21 protein-coding genes are annotated in these 23,696 nt (G+C 60.5%); 1 reads left to right on the forward strand and 20 read right to left on the reverse strand.

Annotation, left to right across the window (positions count from 1 at the left end; translation table 11 throughout):
• From QZ522_RS05655 to sdhC, 11 genes are all read right to left on the reverse strand, one after another.
• A partial coding sequence (locus tag QZ522_RS05655) for a DUF599 family protein (protein ID WP_294608553.1) occupies nt 1-599 on the reverse strand: 599 nt, incomplete at its 3' end.
• 121 nt (nt 600-720) lie between these two features.
• Nucleotides 721-2,040, reverse strand: a complete 1,320-nt coding sequence (gene brnQ / locus QZ522_RS05660) for a branched-chain amino acid transport system II carrier protein (protein WP_294608554.1) — start codon at nt 2,038-2,040, stop codon at nt 721-723.
• Nucleotides 2,041-2,491: 451 nt separating this feature from the next.
• Nucleotides 2,492-3,376 (reverse strand): succinate--CoA ligase subunit alpha, encoded by an 885-nt coding sequence (gene sucD, locus QZ522_RS05665; RefSeq protein ID WP_294608556.1) that lies wholly within the window; start codon nt 3,374-3,376, stop codon nt 2,492-2,494.
• A complete protein-coding gene (gene sucC / locus QZ522_RS05670) occupies nt 3,376-4,542 on the reverse strand; it encodes an ADP-forming succinate--CoA ligase subunit beta (protein WP_014820474.1) in 1,167 nt (388 codons plus the stop codon). Before sucC ends, sucD begins: the two co-directional genes overlap by 1 nt.
• 192 nt (nt 4,543-4,734) lie before the next feature.
• Complete coding sequence (gene lpdA / locus QZ522_RS05675; RefSeq protein ID WP_041014095.1) at nt 4,735-6,171, reverse strand: dihydrolipoyl dehydrogenase; 1,437 nt, start codon at nt 6,169-6,171, stop codon at nt 4,735-4,737.
• Between the two features lie 95 nt (nt 6,172-6,266).
• Entirely contained in the window at nt 6,267-7,487 is a 1,221-nt protein-coding gene (gene odhB, locus QZ522_RS05680) for a 2-oxoglutarate dehydrogenase complex dihydrolipoyllysine-residue succinyltransferase (RefSeq protein WP_014820476.1), read from the reverse strand.
• Between the two features lie 69 nt (nt 7,488-7,556).
• Complete coding sequence (locus tag QZ522_RS05685) at nt 7,557-10,388, reverse strand: 2-oxoglutarate dehydrogenase E1 component (RefSeq protein WP_294608566.1); 2,832 nt, start codon at nt 10,386-10,388, stop codon at nt 7,557-7,559.
• Nucleotides 10,389-10,680: 292 nt separating this feature from the next.
• The gene (locus tag QZ522_RS05690) at nt 10,681-11,385 is read right to left on the reverse strand and encodes a succinate dehydrogenase iron-sulfur subunit (RefSeq protein WP_003302396.1); all 705 of its coding nucleotides are present in this window, start codon (nt 11,383-11,385) and stop codon (nt 10,681-10,683) included.
• A 10-nt stretch (nt 11,386-11,395) separates the two neighbouring features.
• On the reverse strand, nt 11,396-13,168 hold the full coding sequence (sdhA, locus tag QZ522_RS05695; protein WP_014820478.1) for a succinate dehydrogenase flavoprotein subunit: 1,773 nt from the start codon (nt 13,166-13,168) through the stop codon (nt 11,396-11,398).
• Nucleotides 13,169-13,171: 3 nt separating this feature from the next.
• Nucleotides 13,172-13,540: a succinate dehydrogenase, hydrophobic membrane anchor protein gene (sdhD, locus tag QZ522_RS05700; RefSeq protein WP_014820479.1), complete on the reverse strand. Its 369-nt coding sequence runs from the start codon at nt 13,538-13,540 to the stop codon at nt 13,172-13,174.
• The gene (gene sdhC / locus QZ522_RS05705) at nt 13,534-13,908 is read right to left on the reverse strand and encodes a succinate dehydrogenase, cytochrome b556 subunit (protein WP_014820480.1); all 375 of its coding nucleotides are present in this window, start codon (nt 13,906-13,908) and stop codon (nt 13,534-13,536) included. The genes sdhD and sdhC overlap by 7 nt, the downstream gene beginning before the upstream one ends.
• Nucleotides 13,909-14,268: 360 nt before the next feature.
• Between sdhC and gltA the strand changes: the two genes are divergently transcribed.
• Entirely contained in the window at nt 14,269-15,558 is a 1,290-nt protein-coding gene (gltA, locus tag QZ522_RS05710) for a citrate synthase (RefSeq protein ID WP_294608575.1), read from the forward strand.
• A 207-nt stretch (nt 15,559-15,765) separates the two neighbouring features.
• On the opposite strand, the gene QZ522_RS05715 is transcribed toward gltA, so the two are convergent.
• The 9 genes from QZ522_RS05715 to QZ522_RS05755 all read right to left on the reverse strand — a co-directional run bounded on the left by QZ522_RS05715 (nt 15,766) and on the right by QZ522_RS05755 (nt 23,636).
• Nucleotides 15,766-16,545, reverse strand: coding sequence for an enoyl-CoA hydratase-related protein (locus QZ522_RS05715; protein WP_294608577.1), 780 nt, complete (start codon nt 16,543-16,545; stop codon nt 15,766-15,768).
• Nucleotides 16,546-16,619: 74 nt separating this feature from the next.
• Entirely contained in the window at nt 16,620-17,072 is a 453-nt protein-coding gene (locus QZ522_RS05720) for a cytochrome c-type biogenesis protein (RefSeq protein WP_294608579.1), read from the reverse strand.
• Nucleotides 17,069-19,042: a heme lyase CcmF/NrfE family subunit gene (locus QZ522_RS05725; protein ID WP_294608581.1), complete on the reverse strand. Its 1,974-nt coding sequence runs from the start codon at nt 19,040-19,042 to the stop codon at nt 17,069-17,071. Before QZ522_RS05725 ends, QZ522_RS05720 begins: the two co-directional genes overlap by 4 nt.
• A 77-nt stretch (nt 19,043-19,119) precedes the next feature.
• A complete protein-coding gene (locus QZ522_RS05730; RefSeq protein WP_294608583.1) occupies nt 19,120-19,689 on the reverse strand; it encodes a holin family protein in 570 nt (189 codons plus the stop codon).
• On the reverse strand, nt 19,683-20,291 hold the full coding sequence (locus tag QZ522_RS05735; protein ID WP_294608584.1) for a holin-associated N-acetylmuramidase: 609 nt from the start codon (nt 20,289-20,291) through the stop codon (nt 19,683-19,685). Before QZ522_RS05735 ends, QZ522_RS05730 begins: the two co-directional genes overlap by 7 nt.
• Nucleotides 20,292-20,351: 60 nt before the next feature.
• Complete coding sequence (gene ccmE, locus QZ522_RS05740) at nt 20,352-20,798, reverse strand: cytochrome c maturation protein CcmE (RefSeq protein ID WP_294608586.1); 447 nt, start codon at nt 20,796-20,798, stop codon at nt 20,352-20,354.
• Between the two features lie 15 nt (nt 20,799-20,813).
• A complete protein-coding gene (argC, locus tag QZ522_RS05745) occupies nt 20,814-21,842 on the reverse strand; it encodes an N-acetyl-gamma-glutamyl-phosphate reductase (RefSeq protein WP_294608588.1) in 1,029 nt (342 codons plus the stop codon).
• A 98-nt stretch (nt 21,843-21,940) separates the two neighbouring features.
• The gene (locus tag QZ522_RS05750; RefSeq protein ID WP_294608589.1) at nt 21,941-22,753 is read right to left on the reverse strand and encodes an aspartate/glutamate racemase family protein; all 813 of its coding nucleotides are present in this window, start codon (nt 22,751-22,753) and stop codon (nt 21,941-21,943) included.
• Between the two features lie 19 nt (nt 22,754-22,772).
• The gene (locus QZ522_RS05755; RefSeq protein WP_294608591.1) at nt 22,773-23,636 is read right to left on the reverse strand and encodes a lysophospholipid acyltransferase family protein; all 864 of its coding nucleotides are present in this window, start codon (nt 23,634-23,636) and stop codon (nt 22,773-22,775) included.
• Nucleotides 23,637-23,696 lie beyond the last annotated feature (60 nt).

Consider the following 23,696-nt stretch of genomic DNA (forward strand, 5'->3'; position numbering starts at 1 on the left):
TGAACGAACCAGGCCAAGGTGGCCATGCCGAAGTAATAGGCGCGCAAGCCGAAGTTGAACTGGTTGGCCGCCATGGACAGGACCCGCGCCGCACGTTCGGCGAAAGCCCTGCGCTCCTGATCACTGACGTTGCGCTCGCCCACCATCGGCGCCGAAGCAACCAGTACCGCGGCGAAGTTGTACTGGCGCATGCACCAGCTGAAGGTGAAGAACGCATAGACGAAGACGACCGCCAGACACAGCAGCTTGACTTCCGAAAGACCGCGGCTGACCGGTTGCGCAAATGGCAGGTCGGCCAATAGCGAAACCGCTCGATCGGATGCACCCAACGCGGTCAGGATGCCTGCAAGGATGATCAGCGTGCTGGATGCAAAGAACGATGCGTTGCGCTCCAGATTGCCGATCACGTTGGCATCGGCGATACGGTTGTCACGCAACAGCAGGCGCTGCATCCAGTCCTGCCGATAGAGGTGCAACACACTCGCCAGACAAGCCGTATCCCGGCCGCGCCAGCTCGCGTAGCGGGTGTATCCAGCCCAACAGACGATGAACCAGAGCACGGCGATCAGATGCGGCAGGGTTGAATCGGATAACGTCATGGCGCGCCCTCGGAGACATCACGCGATTATAGCCAGCACCGCGTCGCCGAAGCTTGCGCCTAATGTCAGCGCTACCCCCGCGACCGATCTATCGTCAGCCGCGGCGCAGCGCGAGAACAAGTCAGGCGTGATGTTGCGCCTGATCGGCGCGACTGAGCAGGCGATCAGTGACGACTGCAAACACCAGCATCACCAGAACCGGAACCAGCCAGCCCATGCTCTGATCGGCCAATGGCAACTGCGTGAACAGCACCGGAACCCAATCGGTGAAGCCCGCGGCGGCAAGTCCATCGACAACGCCGAAGATCAGCGTCACCGCCATGACCGGCACGAACACCCGCGAGGGCGAAACCCAGAAGCGATCCAGCAAGCTCAGAGCAACCAGGACGATGGCCAGCGGGTAAAGGCCCACCAAGACCGGCACCGACACACTGATCAACTGCGTCAGACCCTGGTTGGCCACCAGCAGGCTGAACAGAGCGAAAACGACCACCACTGTGCGATAGGAAACCGGCAGCAATGCGCTGAAGAACTCGCCACAGGCCGTGGTCAGGCCGACCGCCGTGGTCAGGCAGGCCAGCGTGATGACTACTGCAAGCAGCAGGCTGTCCGGCGTGCCGAACGTGTGTTGCACGTAGGTCGTCAGAATCTGCACGCCGTTCTCCGCACCGACGGCGATGCCCTGGCTGGTAGCACCGAGATAGAACAGAGCGAGATAGACCAACGACAGCCCGACCGCAGCAATCACGCCGGCAATCATCGAGTAACGGGTAACCAGCGCGGGCTCGGTGACACCGCGGTCGCGAATGGCGGTGGCGATCACGATGCCGAAGACCAAAGCGCCGAGAGTATCCATGGTCAGATAGCCCTCGAGAAAACCCTTGATCAGCGGCGACGCACGATAACTCTCACTCGCAGCACCGACCTCTCCCGCCGGGGCGAAAATCGCCGCACCACCGAGCACCAGCAGCGCCGCCAGCAGCACCGGCGTAATGAACTTGCCGATACGGTTGACCAGCTGACCGGGGTTCAGCACCAGGAACAGCATGGCCGCGAAGAACACCAGCGTGTAGATGAATAGCGGCATGCCGGCGTTACCGCTGAATGGCGCAATGCCCATCTCGAACGAAACGACGGCGGTGCGCGGAGTCGCGAACAGCGGACCGATCGCCAGGTAGACGGCCACCGCCAGCACCGTACCAGCGACCTTGCCGAGCGGTGCGGTCAAACGGTCCATGCCCCCACCCACCCGCGCCAGCGCGACGACGGTCAGCAGCGGCAACCCGACACCTGTCAGCAAGAAGCCCAGCGCCGCCTGCCAGATAAACTCGCCCGACGCCATGCCGGCGCTAGGCGGGAAGATGATGTTGCCGGCGCCAAGGAACAACGCAAATGTCATGAAGCCAAGAGCCAGCAGGTCAAAACCTTTCAAACGATTCATGCGGAAAAAACTACCAAATGGATGACGGCATAAATGAACGCGACGCACATGCCACGAGCGCGACGGGTCAGCGATTCATATTGGCCTGAATGATGGGATTACGGGTTTCCTTCAGGGATAAGGGGAAACGTCATTCAGCCGGTTGGGCCGAATCCTTCGTTGCACGCTGTCGCTCTTGTGGACCGAACAAGCGTATGAATGAGCGGCAATAATGCCACGATGCGGCGATGGATGCTGACCGGAGAGTCCGCATTGGCCGCGAAAAAACGTCGCGCCGCAGGGTTGAAGCGCTCAACGCGTGATAGATGAAGCGCGGGACCAAGCAGCGATTGAAGCTGCAACGTTACCAAACCCAAAGCTGAAAGCCCCGAGGCAGAACCGTCAGGTCTGCCTCGGGGCATGCGAAGACTGAGCAGCTCGAACGCCCGGCTGCAGCCGGGCGGGCGTTACATCAGGCCTTCATTTCCCAGCCAGTCACTTCCGCCAGCGCCTTGCCGATATCGGCAAGCGAGCGAACGGTCTTCACACCGGCGTCCTGCAGGGCTGCGAATTTCTCTTCCGCCGTTCCCTTGCCGCCAGAAATGATCGCGCCGGCGTGCCCCATCCGCTTGCCAGCCGGAGCCGTGACACCCGCGATGTAGGAAACGACTGGCTTGGTCACGTTGGCCTTGATGAAGGCCGCCGCTTCTTCCTCGGCCGAACCGCCGATCTCGCCGATCATGACGATGGCCTCGGTCTGCGGATCATCCTGGAACAGCTTGAGGATATCGATGAAGGTCGAGCCCGGAATAGGGTCACCACCGATGCTAACACAGGTCGACTGGCCGAAACCGGCGTCGGTGGTCTGCTTCACGGCTTCGTAGGTCAGCGTGCCGGAGCGCGAGACGATGCCGACCTTGCCGTGCATATGGATGTGCCCAGGCTGAATGCCAATCTTGCACTCACCCGGCGTGATCACACCCGGGCAGTTCGGCCCGATCAGGCGCACACCCAGCTCGTCGCACTTGATCTTAACCTCGAGCATATCCAGTGTCGGAATGCCTTCGGTGATGCAGACGATGAGCTTGATCCCACCGAAAGCCGCTTCGAGGATCGAGTCCTTGCAGAACGGCGCCGGCACGTAGATCACCGAGGCGTCAGCACCGGTGGTCTCGACGGCCTCCCGAACGGTGTTGAATACCGGCAGACCGAGGTGCATGGTGCCGCCCTTGCCCGGCGTGACGCCGCCGACCATCTTCGTGCCGTAGGCAATGGCCTGCTCGGAGTGGAAGGTACCTTGCGAGCCGGTGAAGCCCTGGCAAATGACCTTGGTGTCCTTGTTGATCAATACGCTCATTACTTGCCCTCCGCGGCTTTGACAACCTGAATGGCCGCATCGGTCAGGCTGCTCGCACCGATGATGTTCAGACCGCTTTCACTCAGCATCTTGGCCCCCAAGTCGGCGTTGTTGCCTTCCAGGCGAACCACCACCGGTACCTTGACGCCCACTTCGCGAACGGCACCGATGATGCCTTCGGCGATCATGTCGCATCGCACGATGCCGCCGAAGATGTTCACCAGAACGGCCGCGACATTGCTGTCGGAGAGAATGATCTTGAACGCTTCGGTCACGCGTTCCTCGGTGGCTCCACCGCCCACGTCGAGGAAGTTCGCCGGCGCACCGCCATGCAGGTTGACGATATCCATGGTGCCCATAGCCAGGCCCGCACCATTGACCATGCAGCCGATGTTGCCGTCGAGCGCTACGTAATTGAGCTCCCACTTGGCTGCATGGGCCTCGCGCGGATCGTCCTGAGACGGATCGGCCATGTCGCGCAGTTTGGGTTGACGATAGATGGCGTTGCTGTCGATGTTGATCTTGGCATCCAGGCAGTGCAGGTTGCCATCCTTCTTGATCACCAGCGGGTTCACCTCGAGCAGGGCCAGGTCATAGTCCTGGAACAGCTGGGCAAGGCCGACGAATATATGGACGAACTGCTTGACCTGATCGCCCTTCAGGCCCAGCTGGAATGCCAGCTCGCGCGCCTGGAACGGCTGCGCACCGACCAGCGGGTCGATGGTGGCCTTGAGGATTTTCTCGGGCGTGTCGTGAGCGACTTTTTCGATATCCACGCCACCTTCGGTGGAGGCCATGAACACGACCCGGCGACTGGCGCGATCAACCACGGCGCCCAGATACAGTTCCTTGTCGATATCGGTGCAAGCCTCGACAAGGATCTTGCTGACTGGCTGACCATTGGCATCGGTCTGATAGGTCACCAGACGCTTGTCTAGCCACTGCTGGGCAAACGCCCGTGCTTCATCCTTGCTGCGAACCAGCTTTACGCCACCTGCCTTGCCACGTCCACCGGCATGCACCTGGGCTTTGACCACCCATTGCGTTCCGCCGATCTTGTCGCAGGCTTCCGCTGCTTCCTTTGGGCTATCGACTGCGTAACCCTTGGACACGGGCAGACCGTATTCAGCGAACAGTTGTTTACCTTGGTACTCGTGAAGATTCATGCTTTCTACCGTCTGGTTTGGTATTGGCGCATTTACGGCACGACGAGCCGCCGTGCCCCCTCACAAGTCGCTGAAAACTATCTGCGAATTCACGATACCTCTCAGCGACCTGCAATCCTTTTCGAATCTGCAGTTTGCAAAAGGCCCGGCGTATCCGCAGATACGTCGGGCCCGGGTACAGCACGAAGCCGATTAGCGCTTCTTGCGATTGGCGATGTGGATGGCGTGGCCATTCACTGCCAAGGCCGCTTCATGCAGCGCTTCGGACATCGTCGGGTGCGAGAACACCATCATGCCCAGGTCTTCGGCACTGGTGCCGAATTCCATGCCGATCGCGCCTTGCTGAACCAGCTCGGCAGCGCTTGGGCCCATGACATGAACGCCCAGCACACGGTCGGTTTTGGCATCGGCGATGACCTTGACCAGGCCGGCGGTATCGTTGGCCGCCATGGCACGTCCGCTGGCCGCGAACGGGAAGGTGCCGACATTAACTTCAACGCCTTCAGCCTTGAGCGCCTGCTCGGACTTGCCGACCCATGCGATTTCCGGGTGAGTGTAGATGACCGACGGAACCAGGTCATAGTTCATCTGGGTCTTGTGACCAGCGATACGCTCGGCAACCATCACGCCCTCTTCCGAGGCCTTGTGGGCCAGCATGGCGCCGCGAACTACGTCACCGATGGCGTAGACGCCGGGAACGCTGGTGGCGCAGTAATCGTCAACGAAGATGAAACCGCGCTCGTCCATATCGACGCCGGCGTCAGCCGCCAGCAGCTCGGAGGTGACAGGACGACGGCCCACTGCGACGATCAACTTGTCGAAGGTCATCTGCTGCTCGCCTTCAGCGCTGGTGAAGTTGACGGTCACTTGATCGCCCTTCACTTCCGAACCGGTCAGACGAGCGCCCAGCAGAATCTTCAGCCCCTGCTTGGAGAGGACTTTGAACGCTTCCTTGGAGATTTGCTCATCGGCAGCCGGCAAGAACTTTTCCATGGCTTCGATAACGGTCACTTCCGCGCCGAGGCGCGCCCAGACCGAACCCAGCTCGAGGCCGATCACGCCGGCACCGATGACGCCGAGCTTGCCCGGAACGCTCTGAAAGTCCAGTGCGCCGGTGGAGTCGACGATGACGTTCTGATCGACCGGCGCCGGCGGAATGTTTACCGGAGTCGAGCCGGAGGCAAGGATGACGTTCTCGGCAGCCAACGTCTGCACGTTGCCGTCCAGGCCGGTCACTTCAACCTGCTTGCCGGCCAGCAGCTTGCCGTGGCCTTCGAATACGGTCACACCGTTGGCCTTCAGCAGAGCCGAAACCCCACCGGTAAGGTTCTTAACGATCTGGTCCTTGCGCGCGACCATGGTCGGAACGTCCATGGCCACTTCGCCAGTGCTGATGCCATGAACCTTGAAGCTCTCGTGGGCTTCATGAAACTTGTAGGAGCTGTCCAGCAGCGCCTTGGAAGGAATGCAACCTACGTTCAGGCAGGTGCCGCCCAGAGCGGTCTTACCATCCTTGCCCTGGTATTTTTCGATACATGCGGTCTTCAGACCCAGCTGGGCTGCACGAATGGCGGCCACATAGCCGCCAGGGCCGGCACCGATGACGACGACGTCGAATTTCTGGCTCATTACGAATCCTCTTCAAAAGCAGCTAAAAGCCAAAGGCTGCAGGTAGCACGGCCGGCTTTCACCTGACCTGCCAGCTGCAGCCCGTGACGTTTCTATCAGATATCCAGCAGCAGACGGGCCGGGTCTTCCAGCAGGTCCTTCATGGTAACCAGGAAGGTCACCGCTTCCTTGCCGTCGATCAAGCGATGGTCATAGGACAGGGCCAGGTACATCATCGGCAGGATGACCACTTGACCGTTAACGGCCATCGGGCGTTCCTGGATCTTGTGCATACCGAGGATGGCGGTCTGAGGCGGGTTGACGATCGGCGTCGACAGCAGCGAACCAAACACACCACCATTGGAGATGGTGAAGGTGCCGCCAGTCATCTCTTCGATGGTCAGCTTGCCGGCCTTGGCCTTCTTGCCGAAGTTGTTGATGCCGCCTTCGATCTCGGCCAGGCTCATGTGCTCGGCGTTGCGCAGGACCGGAACCACCAGGCCGCGGTCGCTGGAAACGGCGACGCCGATATCCTGATAACCGTGGTAGACGATGTCATTGCCATCGATGGAAGCGTTGACGCCCGGCTGGCGCTTGAGTGCTTCGACCGCGGCCTTGACGAAGAAGGACATGAAGCCAAGGCGCACGCCGTTGTGAGTCTTCTCGAACAGGTCCTTGTACTTGGAACGCAGCTCCATGATCGGCTTCATGTTGACTTCGTTGAACGTAGTCAGCATCGCCATGGAGGATTGCGCTTCGACCAGACGCTCGGCGACCTTCGCACGCAGGCGGGTCATCGGCACGCGCTTCTCGACACGATCACCCTCGGCAAAGATCGGAGCGGAGGCAGCTGGAGCAGCCGGCTTGGCAGCAGCAGCCGGAGCGGATTTCTTGGCTTCAACGGCGGCAACCACGTCTTCCTTGGTCACGCGGCCATCTTTACCAGTACCGGCGATGCTGTTCGGATCGATGCCGTTCTCTTCGGCCATCTTGCGCGCAGCAGGAGCCAGGATTGGCTCTTCACCAGCGGTTGCGGCAGCAGCCGGGGCAGCAGCTTGAGCCGGAGCAGCAGCCGGCGCAGGTGCGGCGGCGGCAGTAGCACCAGCCTCCAGCTTGCCGAGCAGTTCGCCGCTCAGCACGGTGTCGCCTTCGTTCTTGACGATCTCGGTCAGCACGCCGTCAGCTTCGGCGAGCACTTCCATCACCACCTTGTCGGTTTCGATGTCGACGATCAGCTCATCACGCTTGACCGCGTCGCCCGGCTGCTTGTGCCAGGTGGCAACGGTGCCGTCGGCAACCGATTCCGGGAATGTAGGGGCTTTGATCTCGATAGCCATTATTCAGGGGTCCTATTGATTCGGTTTCTACATCGAGGCCGCGATATCGCGGCCCCTTGCACGAAATGGTTAAACGGTGAAGGCGTCCTGCAGCAGTTTTTCCTGCTGTTCGGCATGCATGGAGGCGTAACCGACCGCCGGCGCCGCTGAAGCATCACGACCCGCGTACTGAAGGAACAGTTCCTTCTTGTGTGCGGTGGCCACACGGCGCATGTGATGCTGGCTGCAGTACCAGGCACCCTGGTTCATCGGCTCTTCCTGGCACCAGACGATGTGCTTGAGATTCTGGTAAGGCGCGAGCGCTTCGGCCAGATCCTCTTCCGGGAACGGATACAGCTGCTCGATACGCACGATGGCGATATCTTCGCGGCCTTCGGCACGACGCTTGTCCAGCAGGTCATAGTAGACCTTGCCGCTACACATGATTACACGCTCGACCTTCGCCGGATCGATCGCGTCGACTTCCGGGATAACGGTCTGGAAGGAACCCTGGGTGAGCTCTTCCAGTGTCGAGGTCGCAAGCTTATGACGCAGCAGCGACTTGGGTGTCAGCGCAACCAGCGGCTTGCGCAGCGGGCGAATCGCCTGGCGACGCAGCATGTGGTAGACCTGCGCCGGAGTCGTCGGTACGCAAACCTGGATATTGTGCTCGGCGCACAGCTGCAGGTAACGCTCCAGGCGAGCGGACGAGTGTTCCGGGCCCTGCCCCTCATAGCCATGTGGCAACAGCATGGTCAGGCCACACAGGCGACCCCACTTGTGCTCACCGCTGGTGATGAACTGGTCGATCACTACCTGGGCGCCATTGGCGAAGTCGCCGAACTGCGCTTCCCACACGACAAGCGCGTTGGGCATGGTGGTGGCGTAACCGTATTCGAAAGCCAGAACCGCTTCCTCGGAGAGGAACGAGTCGTACAGATCGAAACGCGGCTGACCTTCATAGAGGTGCTGCAGCGGAATGTAGGTACTGCCGTCCTTCTGGTTATGCAGCGCAGCATGGCGGTGCGAGAAGGTGCCGCGGCCGACGTCCTGACCGGAGATACGTACCGGGTGGCCTTCGAACAGCAGCGTGGCGTACGCCATGACTTCCGCGTAGCCCCAGTTGATGGTGAGCGCGCCCGCACCCATCTTCTGGCGATCTTCGAGAATCTTCGAGACCTGACGCTGCACCACGAAGCCTTCCGGCATCTGCAGCAGCTTGTTGGACAGATCCTGCAAGGTCTTCAGATCGAAGCTGGTGTCATGACGGGCAGTCCAGGCATGACCCAGATACGGACGCCAGTCAACGAAGAGTTCTTTATTCGGCTCTTTGACCAGGCTCTTGACTACGTGCAGCCCATTGTCGAGCGCCGTACGGTACTCGTCGATCTTGGCCTGAACACGCTCGTCGTCCAGCACCTTGGACTGGATCAGCGAATCGGCGTACAGCTCACGAGTGGTGCGCTGCTTGGCGATCTTCTGATACATCAACGGCTGAGTGCCGCTCGGCTCGTCCGCTTCGTTGTGACCACGACGGCGGTAGCAGATCAGGTCGATGACGATGTCGCGCTTGAACTGCATCCGGTAGTCGACAGCGAGCTGGGTGACGAACAGCACCGCCTCGGGATCGTCTGCGTTCACATGGAAGATCGGCGCCTGGATCATCTTCGCCACATCGGTTGCGTACTCGGTGGAACGAGCATCTTCCTGCTTGTTGGTGGTGAAGCCGACCTGGTTGTTGACCACGATGCGAATGGTGCCACCCGTGCGATAAGCACGGGTCTGCGACATCTGGAAGGTTTCCATCACCACGCCCTGACCGGCGACAGCAGCATCGCCGTGGATGGTTACCGGAAGCACCTTGTCGCCGACCGGATCACAACGGCGATCCTGACGAGCCCGCACCGAACCCTCGACCACCGGGGAAACGATTTCAAGGTGGGACGGGTTGAACGCCATGGCCAGGTGAATTTCGCCACCCGGGGTCATCACGTTGGAGGAGAAGCCCTGGTGATATTTCACGTCACCTGAACTCAGGCCCTCGACCTTCTTGCCTTCGAACTCGTCGAAAAGGTCGCGCGGATTCTTGCCAAAGGTGTTGACCAGCACGTTCAGGCGGCCACGGTGGGCCATGCCGATTACGATTTCCTTAGTGCCATAAGAGCCAGAACGCTGGATGATCTCGTCAAGCAGCGGAATCAGGCTCTCGCCACCTTCGAGACCAAAACGCTTGGTGCCCGGATACTTGGTACCCAGATACTTTTCCAGGCCTTCGGCGGCAGTCAGGCGCTCGAGCAGATGGCTCTTGATCTCCGGCGAGAAGTCCGGGCGGCCACGCACGCTTTCCAGGCGCTGAACGAACCAGCTGCGCTGCTCGGAATCGACGATGTGCATGTACTCGGCGCCGATGGTGCGGCAATAGGTTTCTTGCAGCGCCTGCAGGATTTCGCGCAGAGTACCTTGTCCGTTGACCATGGCCAGGTCGGCGGTGCGGAACACGGTGTCGAGGTCGGCGTCGGTCAGACCGTAGTTATTGATCGCCAGATCGGCAGGAACGGTACGCTGTTGCAGGCCAAGCGGATCGAGCTGTGCTGCCTGATGGCCACGCACCCGATAGGCCTGGATCAGGCGCAGGACTTCGATCTGCTTCTTTTCGTGCTCACTGCTGACGCTACCTGCGGACACAGGCTGAGCACGACGCTGGTTCTTGCCCAGCAGGACGAAGTGGTCGCGAATAGTCGAGTGCGATACATCGGCTGAAGCGCTGCCACCGGAGGGCAACTTCTGGAAGTAAGTGCGCCACTCTTCGGGCACAGCGTTGGGATCGTGCAGGTAGAGCTCATAAAGCTCTTCCACATAGGCAGCGTTACCACCGGATAGGTGGGCACTGTCCCACATGCGCTGCATTACGCTTTCTTGCATGTCTGGTCACCTTCGATAAGGAGACACCACCAGCGTGGAAACCGCAGCATGACTTCCCAAGTTCTGAAGCAGCGACTCAGGTAAAGCCACTACGGACCGCGCAGATAGTTCCCGGGCACAAGCCGGGTGCTCCTGCTGGTCATCAAATTTTCAGAGTGGAATCCCGGCTTTGTGAGCTGGGATTCCTACTAAAACTACGGCGCCGAGCTTCAACTTCGGCGCCGCAGGTGTAACGGGTAACGCAATCCGGCCATTCCAGGCTAGCGCATAACCTTTCGCGACCGGGGTGTCATCAGGTGCCGCTCTGCAGCAGCATGTTGCGTATGTGACCGATTGCCTTGGTAGGGTTCAATCCCTTCGGACAAACGTCAACGCAGTTCATGATACCGCGGCAGCGGAACACGCTGAACGGATCGTCCAAACCTGCCAGACGGTTCTCGGTTTCGGTGTCGCGGCTGTCGGCCAGGAAACGATAAGCCTGCAGCGACGCGGCCGGACCGAGAAATTTGTCCGGGTTCCACCAGAAGGACGGGCAGCTGGTCGAGCAGCAAGCGCACAGGATGCACTCGTACAGACCGTCCAGCTTCTCGCGATCTTCCGGACTTTGCAGACGTTCGATAGCCGGTGGCGGCGTATCGTTCATCAGATACGGACGCACTTTCTCGTACTGCTTGTAGAAGATGCTCATATCGACGGCCAAGTCACGAATAACTGGCAGACCCGGCAGCGGACGTACGACCAGCTTGTTGTTCTTGACCACGGCGGACAGCGGCGTGATGCAAGCCAGACCGTTCTTACCGTTGATGTTCATCCCATCGGAGCCACACACGCCTTCGCGGCAGGAGCGACGATAGGAGAAACCCTGATCCTGTTCCTTGATCAGAGCCAAGACGTCCAGAACCATCAGATCTTTACCATCGGTATTGACCTGAAAATCCTGCATGAACGGCTTTTCGTCCTGATCGGGGTTGTAGCGATAAACACTCACTTGCAACATATCGTCGACCTCAATAAGTCCGAACCTTGGGCTCGAATGCCGGAACGGTCTTCGGAGCGAAGTTCACGGCACGCTTGGCAACGCGCTTGTCACCCGGGAAGTACAGGGTGTGGCACAGCCAATTCTCGTCATCACGCTCTTCGAAATCTTCGCGAGCATGCGCGCCACGGGATTCCTTGCGGTTCTCCGCGGCAATAGCAGTAGCCTCGGCAACTTCCAGCAGGTTCTGCAGCTCGAGCGCTTCGATGCGCGCGGTGTTGAACGCCTGGCTCTTGTCCGAGATCTTGACATTGGCGATACGCTGACGCAGGTCCACCAGCTGAGCGATACCCTTCTGCATGTACTCGCCGGTACGGAATACACCGAAGTAGTTCTGCATGCAGTTCTGCAGTTCTTTGCGCAGCGGGGCGACGTCTTCACCAGTGGTGCGCTCGTTGAGACCGGCAAGACGGCTCAGGGCGACGTCCAGATCGGTTTCGCTGGCACCGCGATGCTCGATACCTTCCTTCAGCGCTTTCTCCAGGTGCAGACCTGCGGCGCGACCGAACACAACCAGATCCAGCAGCGAGTTGCCGCCCAGGCGGTTGGCGCCATGCACCGATACACAAGCCACTTCGCCTACTGCGAACAGGCCGTCGATGATGGTGTCATTACCATTGGCGTCTTGAGTGATGGCCTGACCATGAATATTAGTGGCGATACCACCCATCATGTAGTGACAGGTCGGCACGACCGGTACCGGAGCGGTCACCGGATCGACATGCGCAAAGGTCTTCGACAGTTCACAGATGCCCGGCAGGCGGCTGTGCAGCACTTCTTCACCGAGGTGATCCAGCTTCAGCATCACGTGGTCACCATCCGGGCCACAGCCATTGCCAGCCAGGATTTCCTTGACCATCGAGCGCGCAACGACGTCGCGACCAGCCAGGTCTTTCGCATTAGGAGCATAGCGCTCCATGAAACGCTCGCCGTGCTTGTTGATCAGGTAGCCACCTTCACCACGGCAACCTTCGGTTACCAGCACACCCGCGCCGGCAATACCGGTCGGGTGGAACTGCCACATCTCGATGTCTTGAACCGGCACGCCTGCGCGCAGCGCCATGCCCACGCCGTCGCCGGTGTTGATCAGAGCATTGGTGGTCGATGCATAGATGCGACCAGCACCACCAGTCGCAAGAACAGTGGCCTTCGAACGAATGTAAACGGTTTCACCGGTTTCGATGCAGATGGCGATAACACCAACGACCGCACCATCCTGGTTCTTAACCAGATCGACCGCATACCACTCATTGAGGAATACGGTGTCGTTCTTCAGGTTGCCCTGATAGAGGGTGTGCAGCAGTGCATGACCAGTACGGTCGGCGGCAGCGCAGGTACGAGCAGCCTGCCCGCCCTTGCCGAAATCCTTGGACTGACCACCGAACGGACGCTGATAGATACGACCCTGCTCGGTACGGGAAAACGGCAGGCCCATGTGCTCGAGCTCGAACACAGCTTCTGGGCCGACGGAACACATGTACTCGATAGCGTCCTGGTCACCGATATAGTCGGAACCCTTGACGGTATCGTACATATGCCAGCGCCAGTCATCATTCGGATCGGCCGAAGCGATGGCGCAGGTGATGCCACCCTGAGCGGAAACGGTGTGCGAACGAGTCGGAAAAACCTTGGTGACCACAGCGGTCTTGTGACCGGACTGGGACAACTGCAGCGCCGCGCGCATACCGGCGCCACCGCCACCAACGATGATGGCGTCAAAAGAAAGCGTACGAATGTTAGCCATGAATCAGATACCCCAAAGAATCTGCACGCCCCAGACGAAGAAGGTGAACATGGCAATGCCACACACCGCCTGGAACAGGAAACGAACGCCGGTAGCCCACTTGCCGATCGCCATATTGGTCAGGTAGTCAGTGGAAATCGTCCACATACCAACCCACGCGTGCACACTCAGGGCAACCAGCGCCAACAGGCTGAAGATCCGCATCCAGTTGGCCGAAAACAGCTCATGCCACTGCGCGTACTCCAAGTCCGGGTTCGCAATCAGGTACCCAAGCAGGAACAGAAAATAAGCCGCAAGAACCACTGCAGAAACGCGCTGTGCCATCCAGTCATACAGACCCGAGCGCGAAAAGTTGGTGACATTGGTTACCATATCCACACTCCCGCCAGAACGATCAGCACCGCCGACACGGCGATTACGATTTTCGAGCCCAGCTTGCCGCCTTCCAGCGTCTCGCCATGCCCAGTGTCCATGATCAGGTGACGCACACCCGCCACCAGGTGATACAGCAGTGCGGACAGCAACGCCCAGCTCACCAGCTTGGCCAGGGGACTGCTCAGATACGCACGAACATCCTCAAAGCCTTCTGGCGAAGACAACGAGGTATCGAGCGCAAGCAGCAGCAAGGCGACACCGACGAACAGGATGACACCGGATACACGGTGGAGAATCGACGTGTAAGCAGTGATGGGGAGTTTTATTGTCCTAAGATCTAGGTTTACAGGTCGTTGGCTTTTCACGGCTTTTTTTCACACTTGAGAGCCCCAGAGCGCAGGGCAAAGTTGTTGGGAAGAGTACGCAGCAGTACCCGCTACCCACGAGTGACAACCTACAGAATACTGCCTGTAAGGCCCCTGCCGGTCGGTGTCCGAGTATAAACAGTTAGGTCACTAATGACAATGTGGTGAAGTGCCACTAAAGGCTGATAGCAGCCCCTATATAAATGCCGTAAACAGTGCACCCAAGCTGTACGCATCCCCCTGCAGAGCCCTCTACGGCATGGGTTCACGCAAATTGACTTTGCGATTTATCACTCTATAGTGATGCGGGCCCTGCGTGGGGGGCCATGATGATTCCAAGCACAAAACAGGAGGCCATACATGGCTGACAAGAAAGCGCAGTTGATCATCGAGGGCGCTGCCCCCGTCGAACTGCCCGTTTTAACCGGTACCGTAGGGCCTGATGTAATAGACGTACGAAGCCTGACCTCCACGGGTCACTTCACCTTTGATCCCGGCTTCATGTCGACCGCCTCTTGCGAGTCCAAGATCACCTACATCGACGGCGACAAGGGCATCCTGCTGCACCGCGGCTACCCGATCGAACAGCTGGCAGAGAAATCCGACTACCTGGAAACCTGCTACCTGCTGCTGAACGGCGAACTGCCTACCGCCGAGCAGAAGGCACAGTTCGTCAGCACCGTGAAGAACCACACCATGGTTCACGAGCAGCTGAAGTCCTTCCTTAATGGCTTCCGTCGTGACGCTCACCCCATGGCCATCATGTGCGGTGTAGTCGGCGCACTCTCGGCCTTCTACCACGACTCCCTAGACATCAACGACCCGCACCATCGCGAGATTTCCGCGGTGCGCCTGGTCGCGAAGATGCCGACCATTGCTGCAATGGTCTACAAGTACTCGATCGGTCAGCCGCTGATGTATCCGCGCAACGATCTGAGCTACTCGGAAAACTTCCTGCACATGATGTTCAACACCCCGTGCGAGATCAAACCGATCAGCCCGGTGCTGGCCAAGGCAATGGATCGCATCTTCATCCTGCACGCCGACCACGAGCAGAACGCCTCGACCTCCACCGTACGCCTCGCCGGCTCCACCGGTGCCAACCCGTTCGCCTGTATCGCGGCCGGCATCGCCGCTCTATGGGGACCGGCACACGGCGGCGCGAACGAAGCCGTACTCACCATGCTGGACGAGATCGGCGACGTATCGAACGTCGAGAAATTCCTGGCGAAGGCCAAGGACAAGAACGATCCGTTCAAGCTGATGGGCTTCGGCCATCGCGTTTACAAGAACTTCGATCCGCGCGCGAAGGTGATGAAGCAATCGGCCGATGAGGTTCTCGACCTGCTTGGGGTGGAAAACAATCCCACTCTTCAGGTCGCCAAAGAGCTTGAGAAGGCCGCCCTTGCCGATCCGTATTTCGCGGAGAAAAAGCTTTTCCCGAATGTCGATTTCTATTCCGGCATCATCCTCGAGGCGATGGGCTTTCCGACCTCGATGTTCACGCCGATCTTTGCGCTGTCGCGCACGGTTGGCTGGATTTCGCAGTGGAAGGAAATGATTGGTGATCCGCAACTCAAGATCGGTCGCCCGCGCCAGCTTTATAATGGCGAGACCCTGCGCGACTATGTGGATATCGAAAATCGCTGACGCGTTTTGTTGAGAAGCGTTTTAATGGCCCGGACCTCGCAAGGTCCGGGCCTTTTCATTAACGCACTGGCCGGAGATTGGTAGGCCCCACCGCAACGCGGGCTTAGGGCATGTCGCGTCCATTCGCGGTCACGCGCCCCCTTCTAACCTGTTGATTTCGTATATTCGATAAGCACAAAATCGGTGCCCAGTTTTGTGCAATATGCTCTAGCGGCCCTCGAACTGCGCCGGGCGTTTTTCCAAGAAGGCCAGAACGCCCTCTTTGAAATCGCGCGATTGCCCGCAACTTCCCTGCAATTTCGCCTCAAGGTCAAGCTGGGCGTCCATGGAATTGTCCCAACTGCCACGGATCGCCGCTTTGATATGACCATAGGCCTGGGTCGGTCCCTGTGCGAGATGCGCGGCGCGGGCCTGCCAATGGGCGGCAAAGGCGTCATCCCCCACCGCTTCCCAGATCATGCCCCAGTCGCTCGCCTGGCGGGCGCTGATCGGTTCGGCGAAAAGGGCGGCGCCCATGGCCTTGGCCGTGCCGATCTGGCGCGGCAGGAAATAGGTGCCTCCGGCATCCGGAATAAGGCCGATCCGGGTAAAGGCCTGAAGGAAATAGGCGCGCTCGGTGGCAATGACCACATCGGCCGAGAGCGCAAGATTGGCCCCCGCCCCCGCCGCCGGTCCGTTGACCGCACTGATGGTGGGCACCGGGCAATCGGTGATCGCGCGCAGCATCGGCACGTATTCGTCGCGCAGCACCCGCTCCAGATCAAGCGCCGTCGCATTGCCGCCATCGCTCAGGTCCTGCCCCGAGCAGAATGCCTTGCCATTGCCGGTCAGCACGACAACGCGCGCGTGGCGCCCGCCGTAGGTGACGGCATCGGTAATCTCGGCCCGCATCAGGGTGTTGAGGGCGTTCATCTTGTCGGGCCGGTTCAGGCGCAACGTGGCGATGTCATTGTCGATCTCAAGCGTGATCGTCTGATAGTCTTTCAAGGGTTCGGCCTCCGGCGTGATTGCTTGCGCACATCAAAGCCCAGCACGGCACAAACGCCAAGCAAAACCGGGCGTCACTCTTTCAGGATTTCGCGCAGCCGGTTTTCCTCGGCCTCGCTAAGCTCTGCCACACTGGTTTCCGGCGCGCGCGAGCGGCGGCGCAAATAGACCCCGGCAAGGATAAGCCCGGTCCCGAGCATCAATGGGCCTGCCAGCCAGAGCAGGATATTGGCACCCCCCGTGCGGGGTTTGAGCAGGACGTATTCGCCGTACCGATCAACGATGAAATCAACCGCCTCTTCATCGCTGTCTCCGGCCACAAGCCGTTCACGGACCAACAGACGCAGATCGCGGGCCAGCTCGGCGTTGGAATCGTCGATACTTTCGTTGCGGCACACAAGACAGCGCAGGCCGGACGAGATCTCGCGCGCCCGCGCCTCAAGCGCCGGGTCGTCAAGCACTTCATCGGGTTGCACCGCCCAAAGCGGCGCAGCCATCAGGCACAGCACAAGGATCAGCCGTTTCATTCCGCAGGCACCCCCGTTGCGGGCGCCGGTCGTGCGCCAGCCGCCACGCGATAGCGCCGGTCGCTCAGCGACAAAAGCCCGCCGAACGCCATAAGCAAGGCCCCGCCCCAGATCCAGTTCGCCAGCGGTTTGTAATAGCTGCGCACCGCCCAGCCCCCGCCATCCTGCGGATCGCCGATCACCACATATATGTCGCGCAGAAAGCCGTTGTTAAGCGCCGCCTCGGTGGTGGGCATCTGGGCCACGGGATAGCTGCGTTTTTCGGGATGCATGGTCGCGATCTCGCGGCCATCCTCGCTTAGGGTGAAGGTGGCCCTGGTGGCGATATAATTGGGGCCGTTGACCCGCTCGACCTGATCGAGACGCAGGCCAAATCCCGCGATATCAAGGTCTTCGCCAACCCTGAGCACCCGAATATCCTCGACCTGCCAGGCCATCATCGCGGCGATTCCGGCCATGGTCACGCCAAGCCCCGCATGGGCCACCGACTTGCCCCAGTCGGCACGCGGCAGGCGCGCGAGACGGCTGAACCGCTCGCCCATGGCACCACGCCCGGTGCGCGACCAAAGATCCACGGCAGAGCCGCCAACAAGCCATGATGCAAAAAATAGCCCCACCGGCCCAAGCGCCGAGGTGCCGGTCTGTACCGCAAAGGCAAGCGCGGCCACGGCCAGCGACACCGCAAAGACACCGCGCAATTGCCGCAAGACCCGGCCAAGGTTGGCGCGCTTCCACGGCAGCATTGCCCCGACCGGCAAAAGCAGCCCCAACAGCACCATGAACGGCGTGAAGGCCATGTTGAAGAACGGCTCGCCCACCGAGAGCTTGCGATCGAACGCCATCTCGGCGACCAGCGGCCAGACCGTGCCGACAAAGACCACGAAGGCGGCGACCGCCAACAGGACATTGTTCAGCAGGAGCATAGATTCGCGGCTCACAAGGCTGAATACGCCCTTGGCCTGCATTGCGTTGGCGCGCGCCGCGAAAAGCGTGAGCGCCCCGGCCATGAATACTGCAAGGATCGCCAGAAGGAATACGCCGCGCTCGGGGTCAGTGGCAAAGGCATGCACCGATGTCAGAACGCCGGACCGGGTGATGAAGGCGCCGACCATCGAGAACCCGAAGGCGATGATCGCCAGCAGGATGGTCCAGCTTTTCAGGCTCTCGCGCTTTTCGACAACGATGGCCGAATGCAGCAGGGCCGCGGCGATAAGCCAGGGCATGAAGCTTGCGTTTTCAACCGGGTCCCAGAACCAGAACCCGCCCCAGCCAAGCTCGTAATAGGCCCACCAGCTTCCCAAACCGATGCCGATGGTCAGGAAAACCCAGGCCGCCAGCGTATAGGGGCGCACCCACCGACCCCAGGCCGCATCGACGCGCCCCTCGATCAGGGCGGCAACGGCAAAGGAAAAGGTCATCGAAAGGCCGACATAGCCGAGATAAAGGAACGGCGGGTGAAACGCCAACCCCGGATCCTGCAATAGCGGGTTCAGGTCATTGCCGTCAAAGGGCGGCACCGCCATGCGCAGGAACGGGTTGGATGTCAAAAGGATAAAGCCGAAAAACGCCACTGCGATCATCGCCTGCACCGACAGGACGCGCGCCTTCAGACTGGGCGGAAGGTTACCGCCGAACCAGGCGACCGAGGCGCCGAACAGCGCCACGATCAGCACCCAGAGCAGCATCGAGCCCTCGTGATTGCCCCAGACCCCGGTGATCTTGTAAAGCATCGGCTTGGCCGTATGGCTATTGAGCACCACAAGCCGAAGCGAGAAATCAGAGGTCACGAAGGCCCACATCAGCGCGCCAAAGGCCAGCCCCGTCAGCAAGAGTTGGATCGTCGCCGCAGGCTCGGCAAGCGCCATCCAGCCGGGCCATCGTTTATAGGCCCCAACAAGTGGAATGGTCGCCTGAAAACAGGCAACCAGAAAGGCGAGGATAAGGGCGAAGTGTCCGAGTTCTGTAATCATCCCCCAAGTATAGGGCAGGCCCGCGCGCGGGCCAATCGCAATCGCCTGCGCGCGTGGATCACATTGTCGCGGGGGCCTCAGGCGCGGCTGCGGCGCCACTCCTCAAGCGCGGGATTGTCGGCCGGGGTCACGGCCGCAAGCGCCAGCGGCGCGTCGGGCCGGGTGTCGGCCGCGCCGGGGCTTTCGGCGCGCAAATGGCGCAGGGCGGCGATCGTATCGGCCACCTGCGGCGCGCGTGCGAGGGTGGCGGTGATCGAGCGTTGGAATTCCTGCCCCTTGGTCTGATAGCGCGCCCCGAAATAAAAGCTGACGATCGCCCCCAGAAGCCACCAGAGTGGTTCAGGCACAAGCGACAACCCTGCCATACGTTCGCCAAACCAGACCGGATCGACCATCGCCGTCACGAAAAGGCCAAGCGTGCCAAGCGCCATCGCCGGGCGCGGAATGCGGTTCAAACCGTCAATAAAGCGATCAAACGGGCCGCGATTCTGAATCTTGAACTCGCCCGCCATCTGTTCAAGCGCGGCGCGCTGCGTCTCGGTGCTGCGCTGGTCGGCTGCCTCGGCATTGACACGAAACACCTCTGCGGTTTCGCGCAGCGCGTTCGTGCCGCCACCAAACAACGCCCTCAGGATATCAATCACCATGTCGCCACCCGTATGTTGAACTCTGCCATGCTCAGATGAAAGCGCGGCGCGATGAATTCTTCCGCGCGGCGGATCCAGCCGCCCTTGCCCCCGGCCCGTGTGCGCGCGAACTTGCGGCTTGCGGGACGGCCATCAGCGAGGCGGAAATAATAATTGCGCCGCGCGATTCCATAGGCATCGGCGATATGATCCGGGGCGGCATCTGCGGCGACCTCGGCGGCGGCGACGGTCTGGGGCCCGATCACCCCATCGACATCGACCACCTGGCCCATCTCGCGCAGGAGCCGTTGCAAGATCTTCACCGCATTGGCCCCGGCGTTCACATACATGTCGAACACGCTGGCCTGAAGCCCCCCCGGAAGGCGCGCGATACCGGGACGGTGATAGTAGTAATCGGAAAAGATTTCGACCGCATCCTCGCGGCTGAGCGCGCGCACATCGTCCGCGTCAATCACCCCGTCACGGGTAAGATCCACCCCGAGGTGGCGCAGGGTGTGGATCGTCACGCCGAACTTGGTCGCGCCCCCCGGATCATCGGGATCGTTCACAAAGCCGCCCTCGCGGGCGACAATCTCTTTTGCTATTTTCGTGACTGTCTGCATGGACCCCACCTTTTGCATATCTCGTGCAAAAGGCTGGGCCATTCAGGGTTAACAGCGCTCTTAGCTACCGCTCGGTTCTTTGTAGACGCCCTGTTCCTTGAGGGCATCGACCACCTCTTTGGGCATATAGCTTTCATCGTGCTTTGCGAGGATTTCAGAGGCCTCGAACACCCCGTTGCGATAGCTTCCGGTGCCGACCATGCCTTGGTTTTCCTCGAAAAGGTCGGGCAGAACGCCGCGATAGGTCACCGGAACAATTCCGCCGCCATCGGTCACGTTAAAGCGGATCACCTCGCCGTCGCCACGCCGGAGGCTGCCGTCCTCGACCAGCCCGCCAATGCGGAAAACCTCATTGGGGGCGGGCGGCTCGGCCAGAACCTGCGTCGGCGATCGGAAAAAATTGATGCCATCACGCATGCCATAGCCAATAAGCGCGGTGGCCGCGACAAGTGCCAGGGCGGCGATGGCGATGACCTGAACCCGGCGCTTTTTCTTGAGAGATTTCATCGTCCTGTTCCCAATCTACGGAAAGACCGGGGCCAGCATGAGGCCCGCCGTCTCTGGTTGAGCTAACATCAGATTCGCATTTTGCAAGGCCTGGCCGCTTGATCCCTTGGTCAGATTGTCGAGCGCGGCAATCACGATCACCCGGCCCGGAATGCGATCGGCAACCACGCCAATATGGCAGAAATTGCTGCCCCGGATGTGGCGGGTGCTTGGCGCCTCGCCCATCGGCAGGACGATGATGAACGGCTCGCCCTCATAGGCGGCGGCAAGGGTGTCATGGATCACCTGCGCCTCGCCCCGGACATAACCTGTCGCCAGAATCCCGCGATTGGCCGGAATCAGATGCGGCGTGAACTGAATATGGACCGGACGCCCGGCCAGCCCCGAAAATTCCTGATCGAACTCGCCAAGGTGGCGATGCGTGCCGCCGACCGCATAGGCGTGATAGCCCTCGGAAAGCTCTGCATGAAGCAGGTTTTCCTTGAGAGCCCGCCCCGCGCCCGAAACCGCGCATTTGAGATCGAGAATGATTTCGTCGAGATCAATCACCCCTGCCGAAATCAGCGGGCGCAGGATATATTGCCCCGTCGCGGCATTGCACCCGGTGCCCGCCACAAGCCGCGCCCCCGCGATCTCGTCCCGATAAAACTCGGTCAGCCCATAGACAGCCTCTTTCTGAAGTTCGACCGCCGCATGCGGGTTGCCATACCATTTCTCATAGGCCGCCGGATCGCGAAGCCGGAAATCGGCGCTGAGATCGACGATCTTTAGGTCACGCGGCAGCGCATTTATGACCTCCTGGCTGGTCTTGTGCGGCAGGGCACAAAAACACAGGTCGATGGCCGAGAAATCAATCTGTTCGATGGTCACCATATCCGGCAGGTCAAGGTGGCGCAGATGCGGAAACACCTCGGCCATGGACTGGCCCGCCTTGGAATTCGCGCCAAGCGCGGCGATTTCCATGCTCGGATGGGTGGCGATCAGCCGGACAAGCTCTGCTCCGGTGTAGCCGCTGGCGCCGAGGATGGCGATTTTATGGGTCATGATGGACCTCGCTTTCAAATCTCAGGGAAAGGGGTAGATCGTTTCGCGCAAAGCCGCAATGCGGCCAAACGTTCGTCCGCCCTGACAGGCACGCGCGCTCAGGCCGCTTCGAACGTGATCTGTCGTCGCAGGAATTGCGTGGCCCGCGAAGACACGCGCTTGGGATCGCCGGTGGTGAGAAACTTTGACGCCTCGCCCGGCCCCATCATCTTGGGGTGACGGATCAGATAGTCGGCAAGGCTTTCGGCGACCAGGTTTGCCTGGCTATAGACCGCGACATCCGGGCCAAGCGCATCCTGAAACACCTCTTGCATCAGCGGGTAATGCGTACAACCCAAAATCGCCGCCTCGGGGGTCGGCATCTTGCGCCGCAGGGCGTCTACATGGCTGCGCACCAAGGCCTCGGCGAGGATCATGTCACCATCCTCGATCGCATCCACAACGCCGCCACAGGCCTGCGCCTCGACATCGACGCCAATCGCGCGAAAGGCCAACTCGCGCTGAAAGGCGCGGCTGCTGACGGTGGCGGGGGTGGCGAACAAAGCCACGTGTTTGACAGCCACCTCGCGGGGCGGGGAATTGTCGCCCCATTGCCGTTCTGTCAGCGCCTCGATCAGCGGGACAAAGACGCCGAGCACCCGCTTGTCGGTCGGCACCCAGGCCTCTTGCATGCGCCGCAGCGCCGCAGCAGAGGCCGTATTGCAGGCGAGAATTACAAGATCACAGCCCGCTTGAAACAGCCGGTCCGCCGCGCGTGTCGTCAGATCATAAACATCATCGGCATCGCGCACGCCATAAGGCGCATGGGCATTGTCCCCGAGATATACCAAGGGCACATCGGGAAGACGCTTTTGCACCGCGTCCAGAACCGTCAGGCCGCCAAGCCCGCTGTCGAAAATACCTACCGCCATCTGCCGCCGTCCGCGCTTGTTAGTCGAAATCGAACCCGACCTGCAAAGGACTCACCGGGTCTGGCGATAACTCATACGTCTTGCTGCGTAAAAACGCCATGAGGGATTTTGTATCACCGGCATGGCGCGAAATCTCGGCGCGCGTGATCGGCTCGCCCACGGCGACGCGCACCGGCGTATCAAGCCGCTTGTGAAATTCCTTGATCAACAGGCCCATGCGCAGGGTCTGATGCAGGTGGCTCGCGATCTGAAACATCCGGCTTGTGTGACCATCAAAGAACACCGGCACCACGGTCGCGCCGGATTTAGCCACCATCCGCGCCGTGAACCCGCGCCAGCCCGGATCAAGCGGGCGGGCAAAGGGCGTGGCGGCGGTGCTTACCGTGCCGCCGGGAAAGATGCCGATCGCACCGCCCTGCCCCAGATGGTCAAGCGCCGCCCGGCGCGTCGCCAGATTAAGTGCCACCGCCTCTTTGCTGCCCTCAAAGCTGATCGGCAGGATCACCCGGTTCAGATCTTCCGCCCGACCGAATACCTCATGCGCCAGAATGCGGAAATCGCCGCGGGTCTGGCAAAGGATATGGCCAAGCATCAACCCGTCCAGAATGCCGTAGGGGTGATTGGCGATCAAGATGACTGGCCCCTCGCGCGGGATATTGGCCAGCGATCCGGCGATCACCTCAAGGCTGAGACCATAGCGCGCAACCATCACCTGCCAGAAATCGCGCCCCTGTGCGATGTCGCCCTCATAGCCCGACGCGCGTTTGATCAACCCGATCCGCCCGGTGAGGTTTTCCATGGTACGGATCAGGGCGCGCCCGCCCCGGCTTGTGGCCGAGTGGGCATAGCTGATGTCACGTGCGATCTGGCGGGGCTGTTGCATGGCGTGGTCCTGTCCGGGGCGTTTCAGGCCGATACATCAGATGTGACCAGATCGCGTGAC

The organism is uncultured Roseovarius sp. (assembly GCF_913054395.1).
In the GTDB taxonomy this organism is placed as follows: Bacteria; Pseudomonadota; Alphaproteobacteria; order Rhodobacterales; family Rhodobacteraceae; genus Roseovarius.